Here is a 26,058-nt window from a genome sequence, read left to right on the forward strand (position 1 = left end):
AAAATATTTATTTTTACATTAAAAGCAAAATAATGAATAAAACAACAAATAAAATACGTCAAGCTTTTTTGAAATTTTTTAAAGAAAAAAAACATACGATTATCCCAAGTAGTTCTTTAATACCACATAATGATTCTACATTATTATTTACTAATGCGGGTATGAACCAATTTAAAGAAATATTTTTAGGTGAAAAAAAAAGTAAATATTCACGTGTAGCTACTGTGCAAAGATGTTTAAGAACTGGAGGAAAACACAACGATTTAGACAATGTAGGATATACTTCAAAACATCATACATTTTTTGAAATGCTTGGAAATTTTAGTTTTGGAGATTATTTTAAACAACAAGCAATAGAGTATGCTTGGGAATTATTAACATCAAAAAAATGGTTTAATATACCAAAAAATAAATTATGGATTTCAGTATATAAAGATGATAACGAAACATATGAAATTTGGAATAAAATAATCAAAATACCTTCTGAACGTATTATCAGAATAGGCGATAAAAACAACAATCAATATGATTCTGAAAATTTCTGGCAAATGGGTGACAATGGACCATGTGGTCCTTGTACTGAAATATTTTATGATTATGAAAATAAAATCATAGATAATTATCTAGAATTTTTAGAAAATAAAAATGGTCGTTTTGTTGAAATATGGAATATTGTTTTTATAGAATTTAATCGTATCTCAAAAACAGAAATTATTGCCTTAAAAAACAAATCTATAGATACAGGTATGGGATTAGAAAGAATATCTGCTGTTTTACAGAATGTTTATTCTAATTATGATATCGATATATTTCAAAAACTCATAAAAAATATATCTGAATTAAGTTCTATAAATAATTTAAACCATGTTTCTTTACAAATTATAGCAGATCATATTAGATCTTGTTCATATATTATTGCAGATAATATTATTCCATCAAATGAACATAGAGGTTACGTTTTAAGAAGAATTATTAGAAGAGCATTAAGACACGTATATAAAATTGGAATCAAAAAAAATGTTTTTTATAAACTAGTATCTGGTGTTATTCAAGTTATGGGAGAAACCGCTAATATTTTAAAAGAAAAACAGAAAAAAATAGAAGAGATTTTAAAAATAGAAGAAATACAATTTTCTTATACCCTTAATAAAGGTATAAAAATATTAAATGATGAAATAGAAAAAATACAGAATAATATTCTTCCTGGTAAAACTGTATTTTATCTTTATGATACTTTTGGTTTTCCAATTGATTTAACATCAGATTTTTGTCGCGAAAAAAATATTGAAATAGATTATACTGGCTATAAATTAGCTAAAGAAAAACAAAAAAAACAATCAAATATTAATGAAAAATTTCATAAAAATTATAATGATAGTATTATCATAAATGATACATGTGTGTTTAAAGGTTATAAAAAACATACAATACAATCAATAGTAAAATACATTTTTATAAATAATAAATCTGTTTCAAATATTACAAAAAATGAAAATGGAATTATTTTTCTTGATAAAACATCATTTTATGGTGAATCAGGAGGGCAAATAGGTGATATAGGTGAATTATATTCTCAAAAATCATCTTTTATAGTAGAAAATACAAAAAAATATGGAAAAGCAATAGGACATATTGGAAAATTAATTTCAGGAAAAATTACGGTTAATGATTCTATTTGTAGCAAAATTAACGAAGATTATAGAAATTTGATCCAATTAAATCATTCTGCAACACATTTGCTGCATGCTGCATTACGAAAAATTTTAGGAAATAATATTAGTCAAAAAGGTTCTTTAGTAACTAATACACATTTAAGATTTGATTTTTCTTATTTTAAACCAATAGAAACAATTCAAATAAAAAAAATTGAACATATTATTAATTTTCATATTCGTAATAATTTTAAGATTGAAACTCAAAAATTGAGTTTAGACGAGGCTAAGAAAAAAAAGGCAATAGCTTTATTTGATAATCAATATAGTTCGATTGTACGAGTTGTATCTATAAATAATTTTTCAATCGAATTATGTGGCGGAACACATGCTAAAAGAACTGGTGATATTGGATTATTTAAAATTATTTCTCAATCAAGCGTAGCATCAGGAATTAAAAGAATCGAAGCTGTAACAGGAATAGAAGCTATAAATTATTTGCATAAAAAAGATGATTATATAAAAGATATATCTCTAATACTAAATTGTAATAGTTTAGATATTAAAGAAAAGATAAAAAAACTTATAATAAAAATAAAAAATCTAGAAGAAAAAATTAGTAAACTACAAAATAAAGAAAATATACAATATATTAAAAAATTACTTAAAAATATTTCGGATATACAAGGAACAAAATTTTTAACAAATATATTTTATGATTATGATCATAAATTATTAAGAACAATAGTTGATCAATTAAAAAAAGAACTAAAAAATGCAATTATTATCTTAATAAATATTATCAATAACCGTTTTACTATTGTTATTGGAGTTACAAAAAATTTATTTAATCAAATAACAGCAATTAAAATTATGGATATAATTAAAAATAAAACAAACTGGAAAGGAGGAGGAAAAAAAGATATTGCTGAAGGAGGAGGGATTTATGAAAAAAAACTACTTATTATTTTAAAAAATATAGAATTATGGATTAATACACAGTTAAATAAAAAATAAAAATAACAAGTATTTTTTATATATAAAATCAATTAAATGTTGAAAACGTTATTAATTTAAATTTATTTAAAATATGTAATAAGAATATATTATAAAAATATTTTATGGTCTACGTTTAACCCTGTATTATTCATGACGCCAGGAACTAGAGAGGCCGAACTCTTTTAATATTTCAAGGAACAAAGAATGCTTATTCTAACTCGTCGGGTCGGCGAAACGTTAATAATTGGCGATGAGATAACTGTAACAGTACTAGGAGTTAAAGGTAACCAAGTCCGTATTGGTGTAAATGCCCCTAAAGAAGTTTCGGTACATCGTGAAGAAATATATCAACGTATTCAAGCTGAGAAAAAACAACAAAAAGATTACTAATCAATACTGCATCTTACTAATATCAAGTAAGATGTAGCTTTCATATTTAATTGCAAATAAATACAACAGACATTTTTTTACGTAAAAAAATTATGTTTGACTTATATAAAAAAAAAAGTAAAATAAAATTATCAAAATTAAAAAAATTTTTATATTTCGGTGAGATGGCCGAGAGGATGAAGGCGCTCCCCTGCTAAGGGAGTATGCAGAAAAATCTGCATCGAGGGTTCGAATCCCTCTCTCACCGCCGCATGTTAATTTTAAAATTGCATCCGTAGCTCAGTTGGATAGAGTACTCGGCTACGAACCGAGCGGTCGGAGGTTCGAATCCTTCCGGATGCAAAAAATAGAATTTAAATAATCTCTTAACTCAAAAATAATAAAAAAAGTATTTATAAAATATTTTTTCAGAAGTATTTCAATATTTTAGATCAGGAGATAAAATTGATAGAAGATATCTCGAAAAAAATTGCTTGGTTAAAAGCAAATCCGAAAATGTTAAAAGGTATTTTTCGAGGAATTGAACGTGAAACTTTAAGAATTCAAAAAAATGGAATTTTTTCTCAAAAAACACATCCATACTCAATTGGATCTTCTTTAACTCATAAATGGATAACTACTGATTTTGCCGAAAATTTATTAGAATTTATTACACCTACTAGTGATAATATAGATTATTTATTATCTTTCTTAACAGATCTTCATTGTTTTACAGCATCAAAAATAAAGAATGAACGTATGTGGCCTTTTAGTATACCTTATCTTACTAATAAGAAAAAAAATATCCAAATAGCTCAATACGGAAAATCTAATCTTGGAAAAATGAAAAACACTTATAGAATAGGTTTAAAAAATCGCTATGGTGATTTGATAAATACTATTTCAGGTGTACATTATAATTTTTCATTACCCTTATCATTTTGGGAAAATTGGAACAAAAATAAAAACAAAGAAAATAATTCCGATTACATTTCATCAGGATATTTACATTTAATTAGAAATTATTACCGATTTGGTTGGATTATTCCTTATTTATTTGGATCATCACCTGCAATATCATCATGTTTTTTAAAAAATACAAAAAAAAAATATAAATTTAAAAAAAATAAAGAAAATATATTTTATTTACCATGGTCTACTTCATTAAGACTGAGTGATCTTGGATATACTAATACAAAAATTTTAGATCTAAATATTATGTTTAATGATTTTCATCAATATACTGAATCATTAAAAAATGCTCTTGAAACACCATCAAGACAATTTACTAATATAGGACTAAAAGACATATATGGTAATTTTAAACAATTAAATACTAATTTTTTGCAAATAGAAAACGAACTTTATACTCAAATAAGACCTAAAAGAAAAACAGAAAATGGTGAATCACTTTTAGAAGCGTTAAAAAATAGAGGCATTGAATATGTTGAAATACGTTCTTTAGATATTAATCCATTTTCACCTATAGGAATAAGTAAAAATCAAATACTTTTATTAGATTTATTTTTGATTTGGTGTACTTTAGTTGATTCCCCTAAAATTAATAAAATAGATTTTCTATTAATAACCAAAAATTGGGAAAGAATAATTTATGAAGGAAGAAAACCAAATCAAAAAATTTATATCAATACTAAAAAAGAAACAAAAACATTAATTGAAATAAGCAATGTTATATTTAAAGATTTATACGAAATTGCTTTAATACTTGATTATAATTCAAATGATCTATCATATCAAACAGCATGCAAAGAAATAAAGCTATTTTTTAAAAATCCAGATTTAACCTATTCTGCTCAATGTTTAAAATTTTTAATTCAAAAGGGTATGAAAAAAACAGGTTTATCTTTAGCTAATAAATATCATAAAAAATTTATTAACGAAAACTACTTAAATATAAATAAAAAAAATTTAGAAAAAGAAACTATACGTTCTCATCAAAAACAAATACAAATAGAACAAGAAGACAGATTAACTTTTGAAGAATATATAAAAAATAAATAATTTTCCCATGTTAAAAACATGGGATGTATGTAAAACATTAATATAATCTTTCATATTAAATGTACTATTTTATTTATAAAAAAATATTTTTAAAGTATTTGATTTGTAAATTATAGAATTATTCTGTTAATTTTATTGAGATAATTCGTCTACTTTATCAATTTTTTCCCAGGGAAATTCCTCTCTCCCAAAATGCCCATATGCTGCTGTTTTTAAATAAATAGGTTGAAGAAGATCAAGCATTTTAATTAATCCATACGGACGTAAATCAAAAATATTACGAATTAAAAAAATTAAAGAACTATTACTTATTTTTCCAGTTCTAAAAGTATCTATCATAATAGAAATAGGTTCTGCTATTCCAATAGCATATGAAAGTTGAATTTCACAACGATCAGCTAATCCAGCAGCCACAATATTTTTAGCTACATATCTAGCAGCGTATGCTGCAGAACGATCCACTTTTGAAGGATCTTTACCAGAAAAAGCACCTCCACCATGTCTAGACATACCTCCATAAGTATCAACAATAATTTTACGGCCAGTCAAACCACAGTCTCCCATAGGTCCCCCTATAACAAATCTACCGGTAGGATTAATAAAAAATTTTGTATTCTTTTTTAACCATTTTTTGGGTAATACTGGTTTAATAATTTCATCCATAACTGCTTCTTTTAACTGTTTTTGAGAAACGTTTTCTCCATGTTGTGTAGAAAAAACTACAGTATCTATTCCTATTATTTTCCCATTATTATATTTAAATGTAACTTGACTTTTAGCATCAGGTCTTAACCAAGGCAAAATGTTTTTTTTTCTTAATTCAGATTGTTTTTTCATTAAAAGATGAGCATAAGTAATAGGTGCTGGCATTAAAAATTCAGTTTCATTAGTAGCATAACCAAATATAATCCCTTGATCTCCAGCTCCTTGTTCTAAAGGATTAAGACGATTTACACCCTGATTGATATCAGGTGATTGTTTACCGATTGCACTTAAAACCGCACACGAATTAGCATCAAATCCAGCGTCAGAATTAATATAACCGATATTATTGATAGTATTTCGAGTAATTTCTTCGACATCAACCCATGCAGTTGTTGAAATCTCTCCACCAATTAAAACCATACCTGTTTTAACATAAGTTTCACAAGCAACTCGTGCTTTAAGATCTTGTTTAAGTATTTCATCAAGTAAAGCATCAGAAATTTGATCAGCAATCTTATCTGGATGACCTTCTGAAACTGATTCAGATGTAAAAAGATATTCAGTCATATTCTATCTACCTTGTTTAAAAATAATTTTATTTCTATATTCTTTAGAAATTCAAAATCTTTTTTATATAAAAAATCGAATATAAAATATATTAAGATTTATATTTTTTAAATTTACAATAAAATATTACTGTATTACAATATTTTTTAAAATAAAAACTTATAACTAGATATTTATTGTTAATATATGAAATATAGTATATTTTTAAAATAAGAAAAAATAACAGATGTTTTTAATTTTTAACAAAAACATATTACAAAAATTTATTTTTTAAAAACAGAATAAATAAAAATGATAAAAAAAATATTTATTATTATAGTTACTACGTTTTTTTTTTATCTTCGTATCAAAAAAGTTATTTAAAAAAAAATACTATAAAAAATTTCTACCAAGCAAAACTTACAGCAATTCAAATTCACAAAAATGCACCAGGTTCTTTTTATTGTGGATGCAAAATTATTTGGAAAGAAAAAAAAGGAATTCCTAATCTATATTCTTGTGGATATAAAATTCGAAAAAACAAAAATCGTGCAACAAGAATTGAATGGGAACATGTAGTACCAGCATGGCAATTTGGACATCAGAAAAAATGTTGGAAAAAAGGAGGTCGTAAAAAATGTGTCTCTAATAAAATATATCAATTTATTGAATCTGATCTTCATAATTTACAACCAGCTATTGGAGAAATAAATGGGGATCGTTCTAATTTTATGTATGGTGAATTAAAAAATAAAATTTCACAATATGGAAGATGTAATATGAAAATAGATTTTCAAAAAAAAATAGCAGAACCACCTGAAAGAGCCCGTGGTACTATAGCTAGAACTTATTTTTATATGAGTGAAAAATACAATATTATTTTATCTAAACAAGAAAAAAAAATATTTTTGAAATGGGATAGAAAATTTCCTGTAACAGAATGGGAATGTGAAAGAGAAAAAATAATATTTAAGATACAAGGTAATCATAACAATTATATCTATAAAAAGTGTTATAAAAAATAAAAAATATGAATAAAAATATTCCACGAATATATATGCAAGATTCTTTCAATATTAATAATATTTATGTTTTATCAGAATCAAACGTACATTATATTCAAAAAGTTTTAAGAATGAAAATTCAAGATACATTAGAGATATTTAATGATACTAACTATATTTTTTTAGCTCAAATAATATATATTTCTAAGAAAAAAATTGAAATTAAAATCATTGAAAATAAATTAAAAAATATTGAATCCCCAATTCATATTCATTTAGGACAAGTTATTTCGACAAATGAAAAAATGGATTTTACTATTCAAAAATCTACTGAAATGGGTATTAATATTGTCACACCATTATTTTTTAAAAATAGCTATTTTCAAAAAAAAAATATAAATATATCTAAAAAAATACAACGTTGGAAAAAAATAGCAATTTCTGCATGTCAACAGTGTAATCGCAATATTCTTCCTAAAATAAAAAATCCTACAGATATTTTTTCATGGTGTAAAAATAATAAATATAACGATATAAAAATTGTTTTTCACCCGAAATCGATATTAACAATTCATCATTTAATAAAACCTATTAAATATATTCGAATAATAATTGGATCTGAAAGAGGTTTTTCAGCTGATGAAATTCAAAAAATTATTAAATATGGATTTATTTCAATGAGATTAGGACCTAGAATTTTAAGAACAGAAACAGCTTCTATTGCAGCAATTACTGCATTGCAAACAAAATTTGGCGATTTTTAGAAAAATATTATTTTTCTACTATTTTTAGTTTTTATTTATAATTTTAAAAATTATTTTATTATTTTTTTAAATATAAAAATATTGGCTCTTAATTATTATAAGAGAATATTTCTACATGATTAAGAGTGAAAATAGTTTTATATGTTTACTGAAAAAATTTTATTTTTTGATAGTTTGTATTCCATTTTTTTTTCCAATTAAAATAATATCGGCACTTCTAGAAGCAAATAAACCTACTGTTACTACTCCTGGTAATGAATTAATTTTTTTTTCCATTGATATAGGATCTTTTATAGATAAATTATATACATCTATAATTATATTACCATTATCTGTGATAAAATTTTTCCGATATTTCGGTATTCCTCCAATTTTTACCATTTCCTGCAAAAAATAAGAAAAGGCCATAGGAATGATTTCAACAGGTAGAGGAAATTTTCCCAGAACATCTACTTTTTTTGTTTTATCAATAATACAAATAAATTTTTTTGCGATTTTAGCAATAATTTTTTCTCTAGTTAAAGCACCGCCTCCACCTTTAATCATTTGCATACGACTATTGATTTCATCAGCACTATCAACATAAATATTAAGTGAACTAAAATTTTTTAAGTTAAATACTTCTATACCCTTTTTTTTCAATAATACAGTAGAAGAATTAGAACTAGAAACTGCCCCATATATTAAATTTTTTATTGTACTTAAAGCTTCAATAAAATAAAAAATAGTTGTACCAGTTCCTACTCCAATAATAGTACCAGGATGAATATAATCTAATGCGGCCCATGCCGCTTTTTTTTTTAGTTCATTTAAATTCATGATATAAAGAATTTTTTTATTCTTAATAAAATAGAAAATAGTAGATTTTTAATCTAATTCAATTAATAATTCAATATTATATATTGAATGAATAATGTTAAACTATAATTTTAATATTTTTTTAAATTTAAAATAAAAAAAATGCTTTTTTAAAGTGGCTGGGGTACCTGGATTCGAACCAGGGATGCCGGTATCAAAAACCGGTGCCTTAACCACTTGGCTATACCCCATAATTATAATATATTTTAATATTTTTATTATTGTAAGAAATATACGGGAGGCGAGATTTGAACTCGCACACCTTTCGGTGCCAGAACCTAAATCTGGTGCGTCTACCAATTTCGCCACTCCCGCTTTAGTAAAATGGTAGCTACGACGGGAATCGAACCCATGACCCCAGCGTTATGAGTGCTGTGCTCTAACCAACTGAGCTACGTAGCCTAATAAAAATATTTTTATATAATAAAAATATATTTTATAATATATAAATTGAATAATCAACACAATTATGTTAATTAAAAAAATAATATTAGGAATATAATGAATACTAAAATAAAAAATAATAATTTTATTTGTCAAATTATTAATAAAGATTTTAATAAAAATAAAGATTTATCTTTTCGTACTCGTTTTCCACCTGAGCCAAATGGATATCTTCATATTGGTCATGCCAAATCAATATGTTTAAATTTTGAACTTGCACATTTATATAAAGGACAATGTAATCTTCGATTTGATGACACAAATCCACTAAAAGAAAATATAAAATATATTGACTCTATAAAATATGATATTAATTGGTTAGGTTATAAATGGTATGGGGAAATTCGCTATTCTTCTGAATATTTTTCAAAATTATATCAATATGCACAAGAATTAATTAAAAAAGGTTTAGCTTATGTAGATCACTTAAACAAAGAACAAATACGTGAATATAGAGGGACTTTAAATACTCCCGGTAAAAATAGTCCCTATAGAAATAGAACAATTAAGGAAAACATAGAACTTTTCCAAAAAATGAAAAAAGGAGAATTTTCTGAAGGAGAAGCATGTTTACGTGCTAAAATAGATATGAGTTCTTCTTTTATTATTATGCGCGATCCTGTTTTATATCGAATTATTTTCACTAAACATCACCAGACTAAAAAAAAATGGTGCATATATCCTATGTATGATTTTGCTCATTGTCTGTCTGATTCTATTGAAGGAATTACTCATTCATTATGTACATTAGAATTTCAAGATAATAAATGTTTATATAATTGGATTTTAAAGCACACTAGTGTTACACACCATCCTAAACAATATGAATTTTCTCGACTTAATCTAGAATTTTCAATTTTATCTAAAAGAAAATTAAAAATACTTATTGATAAAAATATAATAAAAGGATGGGACGATCCTCGAATACCTACACTTTCTGGATTAAGAAGAAAAGGATATACGCCATCTTCTATTAAAGAATTTTGTCAAAAAATCGGTGTTACTAAACAAAATAATTTAATAGAATTTGGAATGCTAGAATATTGTATTCGAAAAGAGCTAAATCAGACTGCTATACGTACTATGGCTATACTAGAACCAATTAAAGTTTTTTTATATAATTTAGATCAAAATCATAAAGAAAAATTTATAGTTCCGAATCATCCTGATAATCCTGAAATGGGTACTCATGAAATTATTTTTACTAATACTATATATATTGAACGTTCAGATTTTAAGGAAAAATACGACAAAAAATACAAAAGATTAAAACTTGGAGAAAAAATACGTCTAAGATATTCTTATATAATTACAGCAGAAAAAATAGAAAAAGATAAAGACAATAACATTATTAGTATAATATGTTATTGTGATTTACATACTTTAGGTAAAAAACCAAAAAACAATAAAAACCCTCCTGTAATCCATTGGATTTCAGTAAACAATACGATTCCAGCAGAATTTAGATTATATAGTCAGTTATTCAATATAAAAAATCCAGAACAACAAAAAAATTTTTTATTTTACATCAATCCAGCATCTTTAATAAAAAAAAATGGCTTTATAGAAAAAAAAATAGGAGAAACAATACAAAAAAAAATCAATGATAATATAAAATTATTTTTTCAATTTGAAAGAATTGGTTATTTTTGCATAGATAATATAGATTCTAAAAAAAATTATTTAATATTTAATCGTACTGTTAGCTTACGCGATATATGGAATTCAAAAAAAAATTAGAACAAAAAAACATTACTAATAATGACTATCAGTATATAATCTTAAAGATATATTATAAATTGAAATACAATCAAGTAAAAATAGTATATATATATTCTTATAAAAAATTTTATATTAACAACTATATTTTATGATTTAATATCATAATTAAATATTTTAAATTAAACACTTATTCATTTTAACTAATATTTTTATATTTAGCATGACTAAAAATTATATTTTTATTACTGGTGGAGTAGTTTCATCTTTAGGGAAAGGTATTGCTGCTGCTTCATTAGGTGCAATACTAAAAGCACGAAACCTAAAAATAACAATTATAAAACTAGATCCATATATCAATGTAGACCCTGGAACAATAAGTCCCATTCAACATGGAGAAGTATTTGTTACTGAAGATGGCTCTGAAACAGATTTAGATTTAGGTCACTATGAACGTTTTATTAATACTAAAATGACATGTTTAAACAATTTTACTACAGGTGGTGTTTATTCTCAAGTTTTAAAAAAAGAAAGAAGAGGTGATTACTTAGGTGCTACTATTCAAGTAATACCTCATATCACTAATGCTATTAAAGAAAGAATTATATTATGCTCAAAAAAAAATAATATTATTCTTGTAGAAATAGGTGGCACTGTTGGCGATATTGAGTCTCTTCCATTTTTAGAAGCAATTCGTCAAATGGCAGTTGATATTGGACGAAAAAATGTTATATATATACATTTAACACTAGTTCCTTATATCTCTACAGCAGGTGAAATAAAAACAAAACCTACTCAACACTCAGTAAAACAATTACTTTCAATAGGAATACAACCAGATATTTTAATTTGTCGTTCTGAACGCACAGTACCGCTTAATGAAAGAAAAAAAATTGCATTGTTTTGTAATGTTCCAGTTAATGCTGTTATATCTTTAAAAGATGTTAATTCAATATATAAAATACCAAAATTATTAAAAAATCAAAAATTAGATGATTATATTTGCGAATATTTTCAATTAAATGTTCCTGAAGCCAATTTAAAAGAATGGGAAGAAGTAATTTTTGCAGAAAAAAATTATAATAATAGTATTAACATTGGAATTATTGGGAAATATATTAAATTACCTGATGCATATAAATCAGTTATAGAAGCTCTCAAACATGCAGGTTTTAAAAATAAAATAAAAGTTAATATACAATTAATTAATTCTCAAGATATAGAAAATAAAAAATTTGAAATTTTGAAAAATCTCAATGGTATTTTAATACCTGGAGGTTTTGGCGATCGGGGTATTACAGGAAAATTATTATCTATACAATACGCACGAGAAAATAATGTTCCATATTTTGGAATTTGTTTAGGTATGCAAATAGCAATTATAGAATTTGCACAAAATGTTGTTGGAATCAAAGAAGCAAATTCAACAGAATTTGATCCTAAATGTAAATATCCTATTATTGATTTAATAAAAAACTGGCATAATAGTTCGTATAAACGTTATAACAAAAAAGAAAATAATATAAAATTAGGTGGTACTATGAGGTTAGGTAGTCAACCTTGTAGGTTAAAAATAAATAGTTTATCTCGAAAACTATATAATCAAGAGATTATTATAGAGAGACATAGACATCGATATGAAGTTAATGATATTCTACTAAAAAAAATAGAAGATGCTGGGTTACAAGTGACAGGACGTTCAAAAAAAAATAATGTAGTAGAAATTATAGAACTATCTAATCATCCATGGTTTTTAGCGTGTCAATTTCATCCTGAATTTACTTCAACACCACGTGATGGACATCCATTATTTATAGATTTTATAAAATCAGCAGGAAAACACAAAAAAAATTTTACATAAAAAATTTTAAAAGATATTAAGGCTAAACATGTCTAAAATTATAAAAATTATAGCTCGTGAAATTATAGATTCTCGAGGCACCCCTACTGTAGAATCTGAAGTACATTTAGAAGGTGGTTTTGTTGGGCTAGCTTCTTCTCCCTCTGGGGCTTCTACAGGTTCTTTAGAAGCTATAGAATTAAGAGATAAAAATAAAAATAGATTCATGGGAAAGGGAGTAAAAAAAGCAGTTTCGTTAATAAACGAAAAAATATCTTATGCATTAAAAAATCAAAATGCTAAAGATCAAAGTAATATTGACAGCATTATGATTAATTTAGATGGAACAATCAATAAATCTAAATTAGGTGCAAATTCAATCTTATCTGTATCTTTAGCTGTTGCAAAAGCAGCTGCTGCATCTAAGGGAATGCCATTATATGAACATATTGCAGAAATTAACGATACACCAGGTGTTTTTTCTATGCCACTACCAATGATTAATATTATTAATGGAGGGAAACATGCTAATAATAATATTGATATTCAAGAATTTATGATTCAACCAATTAGTGCAAAAACAATAAAAGAAGCTATACGTATAGGTTGTGAAATATTTTATACATTAGGACAATTGTTAAAAGAAAAAGGAATGAGTACAACAGTAGGAGACGAAGGTGGATATGCTCCAAATTTACAATCTAATGAAGAAGCTTTAAATATTATTCAAGATGCAATACATAGAACTAAATATGTATTAGGAAAAGATATAAAATTAGCAATAGATTGTGCTGCATCAGAATTGTATGACAAAAATGAGAAAAAATATCGACTAAAGGGAGAGAATATTTATTTTTCTTCTGAAGAATTTACTCATTATTTGGAAAAATTATCACAAAAATATCCAATAATTTCAATTGAAGATGGACAAGATGAGTCAGATTGGGAAGGATTTTTATATCAAACAAATTTACTAGGTAATAAAATGCAACTAGTAGGAGATGATTTATTTGTAACCAATACTAGTATTTTAAAAAAAGGCATAAAAAAAGGAATTGCTAATTCTATACTCATTAAATTAAATCAAATTGGTACATTAACTGAAACTATTGAAGCGATAAAAATGGCAAAAAAAGCAAATTATGGTGTTATTATTTCTCATCGTTCAGGTGAAACAGAAGATGCTTCAATAGCTGATTTGTCTGTAGGAACATCGTCAGGACAAATTAAAACTGGCTCTATGAGTCGATCTGATAGAACTGCAAAATATAATCAATTAATTAGAATTGAAGAAAATTTAGGTAGAAAAAATGCTCCTTTTTATGGTTTAAAAGAAATTAAATCAATATCATAAATTTAAAAATAATCTATTAAAAAGAATCAGGTATTTTTTATAATATGCCTGTTTCTTATTTAAGAAGATAAAAATAAAAAAAAATTCTATATACTCTTTTATCTTTATTTTTTAAACTATATCTAGTTTAATTTAGATTATAAAAATATAATAAATTAGATATTTGCATGAATTTTAGGTAGAACATTTAATGGATTTATAGATTCTCCTAAATAACGTATTTCAAAATAAAGTTGGGGCAAATTAGTATCTGATGACAATCCCATTGTAGCAATTTGTTGTTTTGCATATACTTTATCTTTTTCTTTTACTAAAACTGAATCGTTAAAAGCATAAATGCTAAGATAATTTTTATTATGCCTAATAATAATTAATTGACCATATTTTTTAAATAAATTAGTAACACACACAACTTCGCCTGTAGCTGCAGAAAAAACAGGTTGTCCTTTAAAACCAGAAATTTCTATTTTTTTATTATCTAATTTTTTATTGTAAAAATACTGAATATTTGTATTTTTAACTGGCCAATACCAATTATTAGAAAAATAAAAAGACTTTAAATGTGGAAAAATATTATTTTTTTTTAATTTCTCATTACAAAAAAAACATATTTTATTTGATTTGATATTGTTTTTTAAAAAATTTTTAATATTCAATGGTGTTTTAAAAATAAATTCACAAGAACCATATTTTTTTATAGTATCATTTTTTAAGTTTACAATAGAACAATTATTTTTATTTTTGTTAATGAAAAAATCTCCCATCCATATTTTTTGACCTACAATTATCTTATAAGGTTTTTTAATAGCATTAAAATTAGATAATTCATTATAATTATAACCAGAATTTTTGGCAATAGAATAGAGAGTATCTTTTGATTTTACAATATAAAATATTTTAAACCTATTTTCTTGAAAAAAACCAATAAAATTATTATTACCGATAAAAACTTTTTCTTTTTTAAAAAAAAATATTTTTTGAGATTTTAAAAATGTAAAGCATTCATTTTTTTTTAAAAATAAAAAATCTTTTATATATTTCTTATTAAAATGAAAATTATAATAATTTTTAGATAATCCAAAAGCAAAATTATCTAAAGAAATCAATAAAAATAATAAAAAAAACAATTTAAATAAAAAATTTTTTAATTGCATTAATTTTATCCATTTAATAAAAACATAAATTCTTTTATATAATATTGTTATATATTTAAAAAATTAAAAGAATATTGTATCTATTTAAATATATTTTTTATTTTTTTATAAGCATGGCAATCGCTTGACAGGCAATTCCTTCTTTTCTTCCAATACATCCTATTTTTTTAGAGCTGGTAGATTTAATACTAATATTATCTATTTTAATATTAAGATCTAATGATAAATTTGATCTCATGAAAAATATATAAGGTGACATTTTTGGATCTTCTGCAATAATAGTAACGTCAATATTAGATATATTATAATTTTCTAATCTAATTTTTGTCCAAATGTTTTTTAAAAGTATTCTACTATTAATATTTTTATACATTTTATTGTCACTTGGGAAAAAAGTACCAATGTCACCCATTGCAGCAGCACCTAATAATGCATCTATTATAGAATGTATTAATAAATCACCGTCTGAATGAGCAATTAAACCTTTCTTATAAGGAATCAAAACACCACCAATAATTAATGGTTTTTTACTTCCAAAAGAATGAAGATCAAAACCATATCCAATCCTCATATAAATATCCTTTTTTATTAATTTTTATTTTGTTCTTTCAAATAAAAATCTGCAAGAAGAAGATCTTCAGGCCAAGTAATTTTAATATTTCTACAACTTCCTACAACTAATAATGGATTGTACCCGCAATATTCTAATGCTGATGCCTCATCTGTTATACTAATTTTATCTTTTATAATTTTTTTTAAACAGATTTTTAGTAAATTTATTTGAAATAACTGAGGAGTTAAAGCATGCCATAAATTTTTTCTATGTACAGTATGTAATACTTTTTCTTGTTTTAAATTACTATATTTAATGGTGTCAGAAACAGGTCTTGCTAAAATCGCTCCTACTGGATTCTTTTTAATAATAGATATCAATTTTTCTAAATCTTTATAACTCAAACATGGACGAACTGCATCATGTACTATAACCCAATCTACATTTTTTGCTATTATTAAGCCTGATAAAACTGAATTTATTCTTTCTTTTCCACCAATTACAGAAACAATACGAAAATTAGATGATATAGATAATTTATGAAAGTAATCATCTTTTTGATTCAAGCTTACAATTATACGAACTATATTAGGATGTAATAACAATGTTGTTAAAGTATGCTCTAGAATAGTACGATTTTGAATTTTTATATATTGTTTAGGTAAATCTATCTGCATTCTACTGCCTATTCCAGCAGCAGGTACAATAGCTATAATTTTGGGTTTAAATAAATTGACCAAGATCATTTTATATCCAAAATAATACTGAAAAAATTTTATTTGAATTTAATATAAAAAAAAGATTTAAGTAAAATAATTTATATAAGTATCATATTTTTTTTTTGTCTTTATCAAGATGATGATTAAATTTGTTAATCTCCAAGATTATTTGATTATTACGCATATCAAGATATTCATTATTTTTTTTTTGCATTTCAACTTTTTTATATATTTTTATGTAATCTAAAATACCATTTTTTCCCAGCCAGAGAGAATATTGCAACCAAAAAAGTAAGACAAATAAAAATATTTTTAATATCTTCATATTTATTCTAAAAAAATTAATTTCATATCAATAAAAAATATTTTATATTAAATATATTTAATTTGTGTTTAAAAAAGATATCACATTATGATCATATAACATTTTTATTAGTTTCTTTGAATTATCTTCTAAAGAATCTGTACCATTTAAAAGAATGTCAGGTTTTTTTGGAATTTCGTATATAGATTGTATACCAGTAAAATTAGATATTTTTCCAGATCTAGCTTTCTTATATAATTTTTTAGGATCTCGAGATTCACAAATACTAATAGGTGTATCAACAAATATTTCTAGAAAATTTTTTTTCCCTATCATTTGACAAATCATTTCTCTTTGATATCTATAAGGAGAAATAACTGATATTAATACTATCATACCAGCATCTAACATTATTTTTACTACCTCTCCAATACGTCTAATATTTTCTTGTCGATCAATAACACTAAAACTTAAATCAGAACATAGACCAGATCTAATATTATCTCCATCTAATAAATAACTATTAATTTTATTTTTAAATAGTATTTTTTCTAAAAAATTAGCAATACTTGATTTTCCTGAACCTGAAAGTCCAGTAAACCATACTGCAATTGATTTATGAGCATTTTTTTTTTCACGTTTTGTACGTGTAATTGAATGTTTTTGCCAAATAATATTATTTTTAAAATTATTATCCATTTTAATTAAAAAACCTTTTTTGTAGAAAGTTTTGGTATGTTCCAATGTGGAAAATATCGAGAAATTAAATTATGAAAATCTGATTCAAAATCTTTTTTGTCATTAATTAATATTTTTTCTTTTTTTTCTAAACCATTTATAATCATTCCAGCACCTACTGTAATATTTGTCAAAAGATCAATAAAAATCATATTACCTGTCATTCTATTTTCACTATAACTATCAAAAATCATAGGTTCACTAAAGAGAACTTTAACTTGACCAATGCTGTTTAAACTAAGAGTATTGCTTTTTATTTTTTCTAAAGTATTAATATCGATCTTAAATAAAACTTCTTTTATATAAACACGTGTTTTTTTACCAGATAACTTAATATTATATGACTGTCCTTTTAATAAAACATTATCTGTCATCCAAACAATATTAATAATAGATTCTTGAGATGGTTGTAAAACAGATTCAATATTTACAAAAAAATCACCACGATTAATATCTATTTCATCTTTTAAAACTATTGTAATTGATTGACCCATTTCTGCTTTTTTCAAGTCTTTATCAAAAGTTACAATACGAGAAATATGAGAATGTATATTTTCAGGTAAAATTTTAATAGGTTGTCCAACATGTATTCTTCCAGATAGCAAGATTCCAGAATATCCACGAAAATCTGGATTAGGACGATTTATATATTGTACTGGAAACCTAATTTCTTTTGAACCAGTTCTATTTTCAATTTTTATCGTTTCTAAAAAATCTAATAATGTTAAACCAGTATACCAAGGCATAAAATTTTTTTTAAAAACAATATTTTCCCCAATTAACGCAGACATTGGAATAAAAAAAATATTTAAATTACTAGGAAGTTTTTTAGAAAAAAGTAAAAATTCTTCTTTAATATTTTTAAATACTTCTTTTTTGTAGTTCACTAAATCCATTTTATTAATAGCAACAACTAAATGGTTAATACCGAGTAAGGTGGAAATAAAACTATGTCGGTAAGTTTGTTTTGATAAGCCTTTTCTAGCATCAACTAATAAAATAGACAAATCACATGTGGAAGCTCCTGTCACCATATTTCTAGTATATTGTTCATGTCCAGGTGTATCTGCAATAATAAATTTTCTTTTATCAGTAGAAAAATAACGATAAGCTACATCAATTGTAATTCCTTGCTCACGTTCAGATTGAAGACCATCTACTAATAATGCAAGATCCATTTTGTTACCCTGTGTTCCATGACGTTTACTATCACTTTTTAAAGAAAATAATTGATCATCATAAATTTGTTTAGTATCATGCAATAAGCGACCAATTAATGTACTTTTTCCATCATCTACACTACCACATGTTAAAAATTTTAATAAAGTTTTTTTTTGTTGTAAATCAAACCATCTGTCAAAATTATCTTTTGTGTTAATATTCATTTTTTAAATTTCTCTTTTTAAAAATAACCTTGTCTTTTTTTAAATTCCATTGAACTTTTTTGATCGTAATCAATAGTTCGACCAATTCTTTCGCTTGTTTTAACTATTAAAGTTTCCTTAATCACATCTTGAACATTTTTAGCTTCTGATTCAATTGCATTAGTTAAAGGCCAACAACCCAATGTGCGAAACCTAATCATTTTTTCTGTTATTATTTCATTAGACTGAATTTCAATACGGTCATCATCAATCATTATTAATACTCCATTTCTCTCTAAAACTGGACGCATAGCAGCAAAATAAAGTGGAACAATTTCAATGTTTTCTAAAAAAATATATTGCCAAATATCTAATTCAGTCCAATTTGAAAGCGGAAAAACACGAATATTTTCTCCTTTATTGATTTGACCATTATAGTTCCACCATAATTCAGGACGTTGTTTTTTTGGATCCCATTGATGAAGTGAATCACGAAAAGAATATATGCGTTCTTTAGAACGTGATTTTTCTTCATCTCGTCTAGCTCCACCAAAAGCAGAATCAAAATTATATTTATTTATAGCTTCTTTTAACCCTTCTGTTTTCATAACATCAGTATATTTACTTCCTCCGTGTTGAAAAGGATTTAAACCTAATGATTTTCCTTTAGAATACGAATGAATTATTAATTCTATTTTTGAATTACTAGCAATATAATCTCTGAAAATGTACATTTCTTTAAACTTCCATCCAGTATCTATATGTAATAAAGGAAATGGTATTGATCCAGGATAAAAAGCTTTTTTTGCTAGATGTAACATAACTGAAGAATCTTTTCCAATAGAATACAACATTACAGGATTTTGAAAATCTGCAATTACTTCTCTCATTATATAAATACTTTCTGATTCTAATTGACATAAATGAGTAGTGTTTTTTTTAAACATTTTTTCTCCTTAAAGCAATTTTACTATAGAAAAGTTTTTTTTTATGTTATTCAATATATTTTCATTTTGAAACCATGCTAATTTTTTATGTAAAAAAACAACATCTCCAATAATTAATAAAGATGGAGTTGTAGTAAATTGAATTATTTTTTCAATTTCACTTAAACATCCTATAATAACTTTTTGATGAATAGTAGTTCCATGAGAAATAATTGCTATTGGTGTTGATTTTGATCGACCTAATGTAATTAGTTTTTTAGCAATATATACGGCCTGAAAAGTACCCATATATACAACTAAGGTATAAGATGAATCAGATAAAATTGACCAATTATTTACAAAACCATTAATACACTTATGTCCTGTAATAAATATAACACCTTGTGCATATTTTCGATGTGTCAATGGTATTCCAGTATAAGCGGAAATACCAATTGCTGAAGTAATACCGGGTACAACTTGAAAATTAATGCCTGCATTTTTTGCAGCTTCTATTTCTTCACTACCTCGTCCAAAAATAAAAGGATCTCCACCTTTTAAACGTACTACTTTTTTACCTTTTTGTGCTAAAAAAATTAATAATTTAATAATTTCATCCTGATTCATATTTTGAAAACCAGCACGTTTTCCAACACATATAGTTTTTGCATCACGACGAATAAGATCTAAAATATCTTTAGAAACTAAAAAATCATATAAAACAACATCTGCTTCCTGTAATATTTGCAATCCTTTTAAAGTTAATAAACCACTATCTCCTGGTCCAGCACCTACTAAAATAATTTCACCTGGTAATAAATTATTTTTATGCATATTTTCTTTTAAAATTTTAATTGCTTGTTCTTTTTTCCCATTAAGAATATGATTAACAAAAATACTCTTAAATAATTTTTCCCAAAATCGACGTCTTTCTAAAAGATTCGAAAAATGTTTTTGAATTACTGATCTCCATTTACCTGCGATTTTAGCAACGTTACCTAGTTTCATCGGTAAAATTGCTTCAATTTTTTCACGTAATAAACGTAATAATACAGGAGCAGTGCCTCCAGAAGAAATAGCTACAACTATAGGAGAACGATCGATAATAGAAGGAAAAATAAAAGAACATTTCAATGTATCATCAACTACATTTACTAATAAACAACGCTCATTACACTTTTTAAATATATATTCATTTAATTTTATATCGTTTGTAGCTGAAATTACTAAAAACATTTTCTTTAAATAAATTAAATCAAATTTTTTAGATAACCAATTTATTTTCTTATGACGCAAAAGAGATTTCATTTCTAAACATAATTCTTTAGCAATAACATTTACTTTAGCTTTAGAACGAAGCAGTAATTTAATTTTATTAAAAGCTACTTCTCCAGCACCAATAACTAAAACGTTTTTAGATTTTAAATTTATAAAAAGAGGAAGATAATTCACAGTAGCCTTATTTAAAAAAATACAAAATTTATTAATAAGAAAACAATATTCAAAATATTAAAAAAGAATTTCATAATATAATTCCGAAATTTACATGACATATTACGTAGAATATTTTTTTTTATATTAATGAAATTTTAAAAAACAGTATATATGTTATATAAATATATAAGAAATCTGCTATTAAAAAATATTTTCAATAACTTAATATTTTAATTTTTGAAAATTTTTATTATTGTAATATATTAGAAGAAAGTTAATATGAAAAATTTTAAATTTAATTCTCATGCAAACCACATTCTCGTTTTAATCCAAAAAAACGAGTTTCTTCCTCTAGCATACCAGGCATGTGTTTTGTAGTAGTATGTACATCTCCTACGGATGAATATCCATTCTTATATAAAGGATGAACATCTAAATTATTTTTTTTCATATAACTCTGTATTTTATTATTAGACCAATCTAATATGGGTAAAATTTTAAATATTCCTTTTTGAATAGAAAGATATGGTAATAAATTTCGACTTTTTGATTGATCATGACGTAATCCAGCAAACCATGTTTCAGCTGATAATTCATTTAAAGCAAAATTCATCGGCTGTACTTTATTAATATTATTATAAAAATTAATTCCATTTAGTCCCTTTTCCCATAATTTTCCATATCGTGCTTCCTGCCATGCTGGAGATATTTTTGATCTAAAAACTTTTAAATTTAAATTAAATTTATTAGTTAATATATCAATAAAATTATATGTTTCAGGAAATAAATAACCCGTATCAATTAATATTATCGGAATATCAGATTTTTGTTTAGTAATCAGATGTATCAAAACTATTGATTGAATCCCAAAACTAGATGACATGATATGTATATGAGGTAAATTTTTTAATGCCCAAGAAATACGTTCTTCTGCAGAATATTTTGATAGAAGTAAATTAGATTCAGATAATATTTTATTTCTATTTTCAACATCTAATAGATAAATTTTTTTCATACGAAAAATAGACATTATATTTTCTCCATACTAACTCCAAAAATCATTAATAGGATTAATGATTTCTTTAATAATTTTTTTTCTGATAACAAAATCTCCAAAATCTTCATTTTTTCTTCGTTCATTAGACCAAGTTTTAATTAGATGTTTTAAATGAATTAATATTTCTTTTTCAGTAATATTTTCTTTATAAATTTTTGAAATTCGATTTCCGATTCGATTTCCTCCTATATATAAATTATATCGACTAAGAGATTTTCCTATTAAACCAATTTCAGCTAATAAAGATCTTCCACAACCGTTAGGACATCCAGAAACACGTAAAATTATTGTCTCTTTTTCTACACCATATTTTAACATGATATTTTCTAGTTGAGTAACAAAACAAGATAACATACGTTCTGCTTCAGCCATTGCTAAAGGACAAGTAGGAAATGAAACACATGCCATAGAATTTTGACGTAAATTACTGATTTTATTCATTAATCCATATGATAAAGCTATTTTTTCTATTTGGTTTTTATTTTTTTCAGATACTTCAGAAACTATTATATTTTGATTAGATGTAATTCTAAAATTACCATCATGAATACTTGCTATTTTTGCTAATCCAGTTTTATATAATTTATCATCATGATCATATATACGGCCATTTTGAATAAATAATGTTAAACTCCAATTATTATTAATATCTTTAATCCAACCAAATCTATCTCCTCTACTGATAAAATTATAATCACGAATTGGTTCAAAAGTAATATTTGCTCGTATCTCAATTTCTTTTTTAAAAGCATCTAAACCAAAGTTTTTTATAGTATACCTAGTTTTAGCGTTTGTTCGATCAGTACGATTTCCCCAATCTCTTTGAACTGTTACTATAGCTTTAGCAATAGAGAGAGTATTTTCTATGGAAATATAACCTATTTCTACTGCAAGAAATGGCCATGTATTTTTATTTCCATGAATAAAAGATAATCCTCCCCCAACTAATACATTAAAACCAATAATTTTTTTATTTTCCGAAATAACAACAAAGTTCATATCATTAGCATATAAATCTACATCATTATATGGTGGAATTACTAATGTTGTTTTAAATTTTCTAGGTAAATATGTTCTTCCTAATATAGGTTCTTTATCTGTTGTAATAATTTTTTTTTGATCTAACCAAATTTCTGCATATGCTTTAGTATGTGGTAATAAAAAATTTGAAATTTTCTGTGCCCATTCATAGGCTTGTTGATGGATTGAAGATTCCATAGGATTTGATGTACAAAGTACATTTCTATTTACATCATTAGCAGTAGCCAATGAATCTAATCCTATATTGTGCAACATTTTATGCACGTTTTTTAATTTTTTTTTTAAAATTCCATGGAATTGAAAAGTTTGACGATTAGTTAATCGAATAGTTCCATATAATGTATTTTTACTAGCAAAATCATCAATTTTTAACCATTTTTTTGCTTTAATCACTCCACCAGGTAATCGACAACGAAGCATCATTGCATGACGAGGTTCTAGTTTCTGTTCATTACGTTCTATACGCAAATCACGATCATCTTGCTGATACATACCATGAAATCGAATAAGTGAAAAATTATCTCCACTAAAACCATTGGTAATCTCATTTTTTAAATCATTAACAATCGTGCCTCGAAGATAATTACTATTTTTTTTAATACGTTCTGCATCAGTTAATTCTTTTTCTGTAACTATTTTATTATAGTTTTTTTCCATTAATATACATCTCTTTTATAACGTTTATTTACACGAAGATTATTTAAAAATTCATGAGAATCTTCAATATTTAAACCACTATTTTTAGTAATAATATCTAATAATGCTTTTTCAACATCTTTTGCCATTTTAGAAGCGTTTCCACACACATATATTTCAGCTCCTTCTTCTATCCAGGACCATATTTCTTTTCCATTTTCTCTTATTCTATCTTGTACATATACTTTATGTTCCTGATCCCGCGACCAAGCTAGATGCATATTCGTAATAAGTCCTTTTTTGACATATTGTTGCCACTCTGTTTGATATAAAAAATCTTCAGTAAAATTAGGATTTCCAAAAAAAATCCAATTTTTTCCGTTAGATCCATCATTGTCTCTTTGCTGCATAAAAGAACGAAACGGAGCAATTCCTGTTCCTGAACCAATCATTATTATTGGAGTATTTTGATCGACAGGTAATCTAAAATTATTGTTAGTTTCAATAAAAATTTTTATTGTATCATCAGGTTTTAAAGATTCTGCAAGATAACCTGAAGCTCCTCCTAAATATAATCGACCAGAAATTAAATTTTTTACAACTCCGACAGTAATGTGAATTTCATCCTGAGTTTCTGCTTGCGAAGAAGAAATAGAATATAATCTAGGTGTTAATGGACGAAGTAAACTGATTAATTGTTCAGAAGATAACTTTGATGGATAATCATTTATCATTTTAATTAAAGGAGTTTGAATTGTATAATTTTGTAAATTTGCATCATTAGATATGATATTTTTTAAAAATTTATTATTTGTGATAATTGCATAATTTTTAACAATATTTTTAGTATTAGTTGTTAATTCAAAATTATTTTGTAAAGCATCAACAATTGTAATCAAATCATTTTTAATTTTAATTGTATCAAACATGTTAATAGAGAGTAATTCTAACATATTTTTTACTAAATCAATATTATTTTTATACCACACACCAACTGCATCACCAGGTATATAATTAATATTCAAATTTGTAATATCAATTTCAATATGACGAATATCTTTTTCAGAATTACGACCAGTAATTTTTTGATTCGTTAAAATAATAGCTTTAGCAGGATTTTTTTTTGTATAATAAGATTTTGAAAATTTAGTTCTATCTTCTTTTCCTGAAGATAATAAAGAATTTTTAGAATTTATTTCTTTATTATCAATAGAATTCAACAAGTCTTGAGACCATTTATTATAATTATCTTCATATTCAATATCAGAATCAAATCGATCTAATAAAGAATTTCCACCTAATTCTTTGAATCTTTTATCAAAATCTTTTCCTGCTTGACAAAATAAATTATAAGAAGTATCTCCTAACCCAAAAATACTATAATATAAATTACTCAAATTAGGAGCATTTTTTGACATTATAAACTTATATAAAGATAATGCTTCCTCTGGAGGTTCACCTTCACCTTGAGTTGAAATAATTAAAATTAATATTTTTTCATCTTTTATTTTTTTAAATTTATAATCACTTGCATTAATTAAACGACTTATTTTATTATTTTTATTAAAATATTCATGAAGACGTTCAGATAATGACTTTGCATTACCAGTTTGAGATGCAGAAATAATAGTAATAACTTGATTACTTTTATTTGATTGATTTATTGTCAGAGATTTTGTATCAGATCTTTGATTGGCAATTTTCCAGAAATAACCTGATAACCAAGCACTTTGAATATTAGTACAAGTACTTTCAAGTTGTTTTAAATTATTTAATTGTTCTGAACTCAATGGAAGTAAAATATCAGACATATTTTGATTTTTCATTGTACTAAAGATCCAAATTTTGTTACATTA

The 26,058-nt window shown here is 24.8% G+C and carries 21 protein-coding genes and 5 tRNA genes; 10 read left to right on the plus strand and 16 right to left on the minus strand.

Annotation, left to right across the window (positions count from 1 at the left end; genetic code table 11):
* The first annotated feature begins 32 nt into the window (after positions 1-32).
* From alaS to gshA, 5 genes are all read left to right on the plus strand, one after another.
* Positions 33-2,669, plus strand: coding sequence for an alanine--tRNA ligase (gene alaS, locus D9V61_RS02050; protein ID WP_158339581.1), 2,637 nt, complete (start codon positions 33-35; stop codon positions 2,667-2,669).
* Between the two features lie 186 nt (positions 2,670-2,855).
* Positions 2,856-3,041: a carbon storage regulator CsrA gene (csrA, locus tag D9V61_RS02055; RefSeq protein ID WP_158339582.1), complete on the plus strand. Its 186-nt coding sequence runs from the start codon at positions 2,856-2,858 to the stop codon at positions 3,039-3,041.
* A gap of 158 nt (positions 3,042-3,199) precedes the next feature.
* Positions 3,200-3,288, plus strand: a tRNA-Ser gene (locus tag D9V61_RS02060).
* Between the two features lie 21 nt (positions 3,289-3,309).
* Positions 3,310-3,383 (plus strand) — tRNA-Arg (locus D9V61_RS02065).
* Between the two features lie 102 nt (positions 3,384-3,485).
* On the plus strand, positions 3,486-5,042 hold the full coding sequence (gshA, locus tag D9V61_RS02070; RefSeq protein WP_158339583.1) for a glutamate--cysteine ligase: 1,557 nt from the start codon (positions 3,486-3,488) through the stop codon (positions 5,040-5,042).
* Positions 5,043-5,174: 132 nt separating this feature from the next.
* On the opposite strand, the gene metK is transcribed toward gshA, so the two are convergent.
* A complete protein-coding gene (gene metK / locus D9V61_RS02075; RefSeq protein ID WP_158339584.1) occupies positions 5,175-6,314 on the minus strand; it encodes a methionine adenosyltransferase in 1,140 nt (379 codons plus the stop codon).
* 305 nt (positions 6,315-6,619) lie between these two features.
* On the opposite strand from metK, the gene D9V61_RS02080 reads away from it, so the two are divergent.
* Both D9V61_RS02080 and D9V61_RS02085 read left to right on the plus strand, forming a co-directional pair.
* On the plus strand, positions 6,620-7,318 hold the full coding sequence (locus D9V61_RS02080) for an endonuclease (protein WP_410049993.1): 699 nt from the start codon (positions 6,620-6,622) through the stop codon (positions 7,316-7,318).
* 5 nt (positions 7,319-7,323) lie between these two features.
* The gene (locus D9V61_RS02085; RefSeq protein WP_158339586.1) at positions 7,324-8,061 is read left to right on the plus strand and encodes a 16S rRNA (uracil(1498)-N(3))-methyltransferase; all 738 of its coding nucleotides are present in this window, start codon (positions 7,324-7,326) and stop codon (positions 8,059-8,061) included.
* 159 nt (positions 8,062-8,220) lie between these two features.
* Here the strand turns inward: D9V61_RS02085 and rpiA are convergent, their stop codons facing one another.
* The 4 genes from rpiA to D9V61_RS02105 form a co-directional block, all read right to left on the minus strand.
* Complete coding sequence (gene rpiA / locus D9V61_RS02090; protein ID WP_158339587.1) at positions 8,221-8,880, minus strand: ribose-5-phosphate isomerase RpiA; 660 nt, start codon at positions 8,878-8,880, stop codon at positions 8,221-8,223.
* Positions 8,881-9,035: 155 nt separating this feature from the next.
* Positions 9,036-9,110 (minus strand) — tRNA-Gln (locus D9V61_RS02095).
* A 42-nt stretch (positions 9,111-9,152) separates the two neighbouring features.
* Positions 9,153-9,234, minus strand: a tRNA-Leu gene (locus D9V61_RS02100).
* Positions 9,235-9,244: 10 nt separating this feature from the next.
* Positions 9,245-9,321: transfer RNA gene (locus D9V61_RS02105), tRNA-Met, on the minus strand.
* A gap of 96 nt (positions 9,322-9,417) precedes the next feature.
* Between D9V61_RS02105 and glnS the strand changes: the two genes are divergently transcribed.
* The 3 genes from glnS to eno all read left to right on the plus strand — a co-directional run bounded on the left by glnS (position 9,418) and on the right by eno (position 14,276).
* A complete protein-coding gene (gene glnS / locus D9V61_RS02110) occupies positions 9,418-11,103 on the plus strand; it encodes a glutamine--tRNA ligase (RefSeq protein ID WP_222837031.1) in 1,686 nt (561 codons plus the stop codon).
* Between the two features lie 202 nt (positions 11,104-11,305).
* A complete protein-coding gene (locus tag D9V61_RS02115) occupies positions 11,306-12,943 on the plus strand; it encodes a CTP synthase (protein ID WP_158339589.1) in 1,638 nt (545 codons plus the stop codon).
* Between the two features lie 28 nt (positions 12,944-12,971).
* Positions 12,972-14,276, plus strand: a complete 1,305-nt coding sequence (gene eno / locus D9V61_RS02120; RefSeq protein WP_158339590.1) for a phosphopyruvate hydratase — start codon at positions 12,972-12,974, stop codon at positions 14,274-14,276.
* Positions 14,277-14,431: 155 nt separating this feature from the next.
* On the opposite strand, the gene D9V61_RS02125 is transcribed toward eno, so the two are convergent.
* The 11 genes from D9V61_RS02125 to D9V61_RS02175 all read right to left on the minus strand — a co-directional run bounded on the left by D9V61_RS02125 (position 14,432) and on the right by D9V61_RS02175 (position 26,028).
* A complete protein-coding gene (locus D9V61_RS02125) occupies positions 14,432-15,430 on the minus strand; it encodes a peptidoglycan DD-metalloendopeptidase family protein (protein WP_158339591.1) in 999 nt (332 codons plus the stop codon).
* A gap of 97 nt (positions 15,431-15,527) precedes the next feature.
* Positions 15,528-16,001, minus strand: coding sequence for a 2-C-methyl-D-erythritol 2,4-cyclodiphosphate synthase (gene ispF / locus D9V61_RS02130; RefSeq protein ID WP_158339592.1), 474 nt, complete (start codon positions 15,999-16,001; stop codon positions 15,528-15,530).
* A 17-nt stretch (positions 16,002-16,018) separates the two neighbouring features.
* Positions 16,019-16,729 carry a 2-C-methyl-D-erythritol 4-phosphate cytidylyltransferase gene (gene ispD / locus D9V61_RS02135; protein ID WP_158339593.1) on the minus strand — a complete coding sequence of 237 codons (711 nt, stop codon included), beginning with the start codon at positions 16,727-16,729 and terminating at the stop codon, positions 16,019-16,021.
* Positions 16,730-16,811: 82 nt separating this feature from the next.
* Positions 16,812-17,027 (minus strand): septum formation initiator family protein, encoded by a 216-nt coding sequence (locus D9V61_RS02140; protein ID WP_158339594.1) that lies wholly within the window; start codon positions 17,025-17,027, stop codon positions 16,812-16,814.
* A 57-nt stretch (positions 17,028-17,084) separates the two neighbouring features.
* Positions 17,085-17,705: an adenylyl-sulfate kinase gene (gene cysC, locus D9V61_RS02145; RefSeq protein WP_158339595.1), complete on the minus strand. Its 621-nt coding sequence runs from the start codon at positions 17,703-17,705 to the stop codon at positions 17,085-17,087.
* Positions 17,706-17,710: 5 nt separating this feature from the next.
* Positions 17,711-19,129, minus strand: coding sequence for a sulfate adenylyltransferase subunit CysN (gene cysN, locus D9V61_RS02150; protein ID WP_158339596.1), 1,419 nt, complete (start codon positions 19,127-19,129; stop codon positions 17,711-17,713).
* A 17-nt stretch (positions 19,130-19,146) separates the two neighbouring features.
* Entirely contained in the window at positions 19,147-20,055 is a 909-nt protein-coding gene (gene cysD / locus D9V61_RS02155) for a sulfate adenylyltransferase subunit CysD (RefSeq protein ID WP_158339597.1), read from the minus strand.
* A gap of 9 nt (positions 20,056-20,064) precedes the next feature.
* Positions 20,065-21,486 (minus strand): siroheme synthase CysG, encoded by a 1,422-nt coding sequence (cysG, locus tag D9V61_RS02160; protein ID WP_158339598.1) that lies wholly within the window; start codon positions 21,484-21,486, stop codon positions 20,065-20,067.
* Between the two features lie 277 nt (positions 21,487-21,763).
* Positions 21,764-22,498, minus strand: a complete 735-nt coding sequence (locus tag D9V61_RS02165) for a phosphoadenylyl-sulfate reductase (protein ID WP_158339599.1) — start codon at positions 22,496-22,498, stop codon at positions 21,764-21,766.
* 15 nt (positions 22,499-22,513) lie between these two features.
* Positions 22,514-24,223: an assimilatory sulfite reductase (NADPH) hemoprotein subunit gene (gene cysI / locus D9V61_RS02170; protein ID WP_158339600.1), complete on the minus strand. Its 1,710-nt coding sequence runs from the start codon at positions 24,221-24,223 to the stop codon at positions 22,514-22,516.
* On the minus strand, positions 24,223-26,028 hold the full coding sequence (locus D9V61_RS02175; protein ID WP_158339601.1) for an assimilatory sulfite reductase (NADPH) flavoprotein subunit: 1,806 nt from the start codon (positions 26,026-26,028) through the stop codon (positions 24,223-24,225). The genes cysI and D9V61_RS02175 overlap by 1 nt, the downstream gene beginning before the upstream one ends.
* Positions 26,029-26,058: the final 30 nt, after the last annotated feature.

The organism is Buchnera aphidicola (Acyrthosiphon lactucae), from assembly GCF_005083565.1.
GTDB classification, from domain to species: Bacteria; Pseudomonadota; Gammaproteobacteria; order Enterobacterales; family Enterobacteriaceae; genus Buchnera; species Buchnera aphidicola_AH.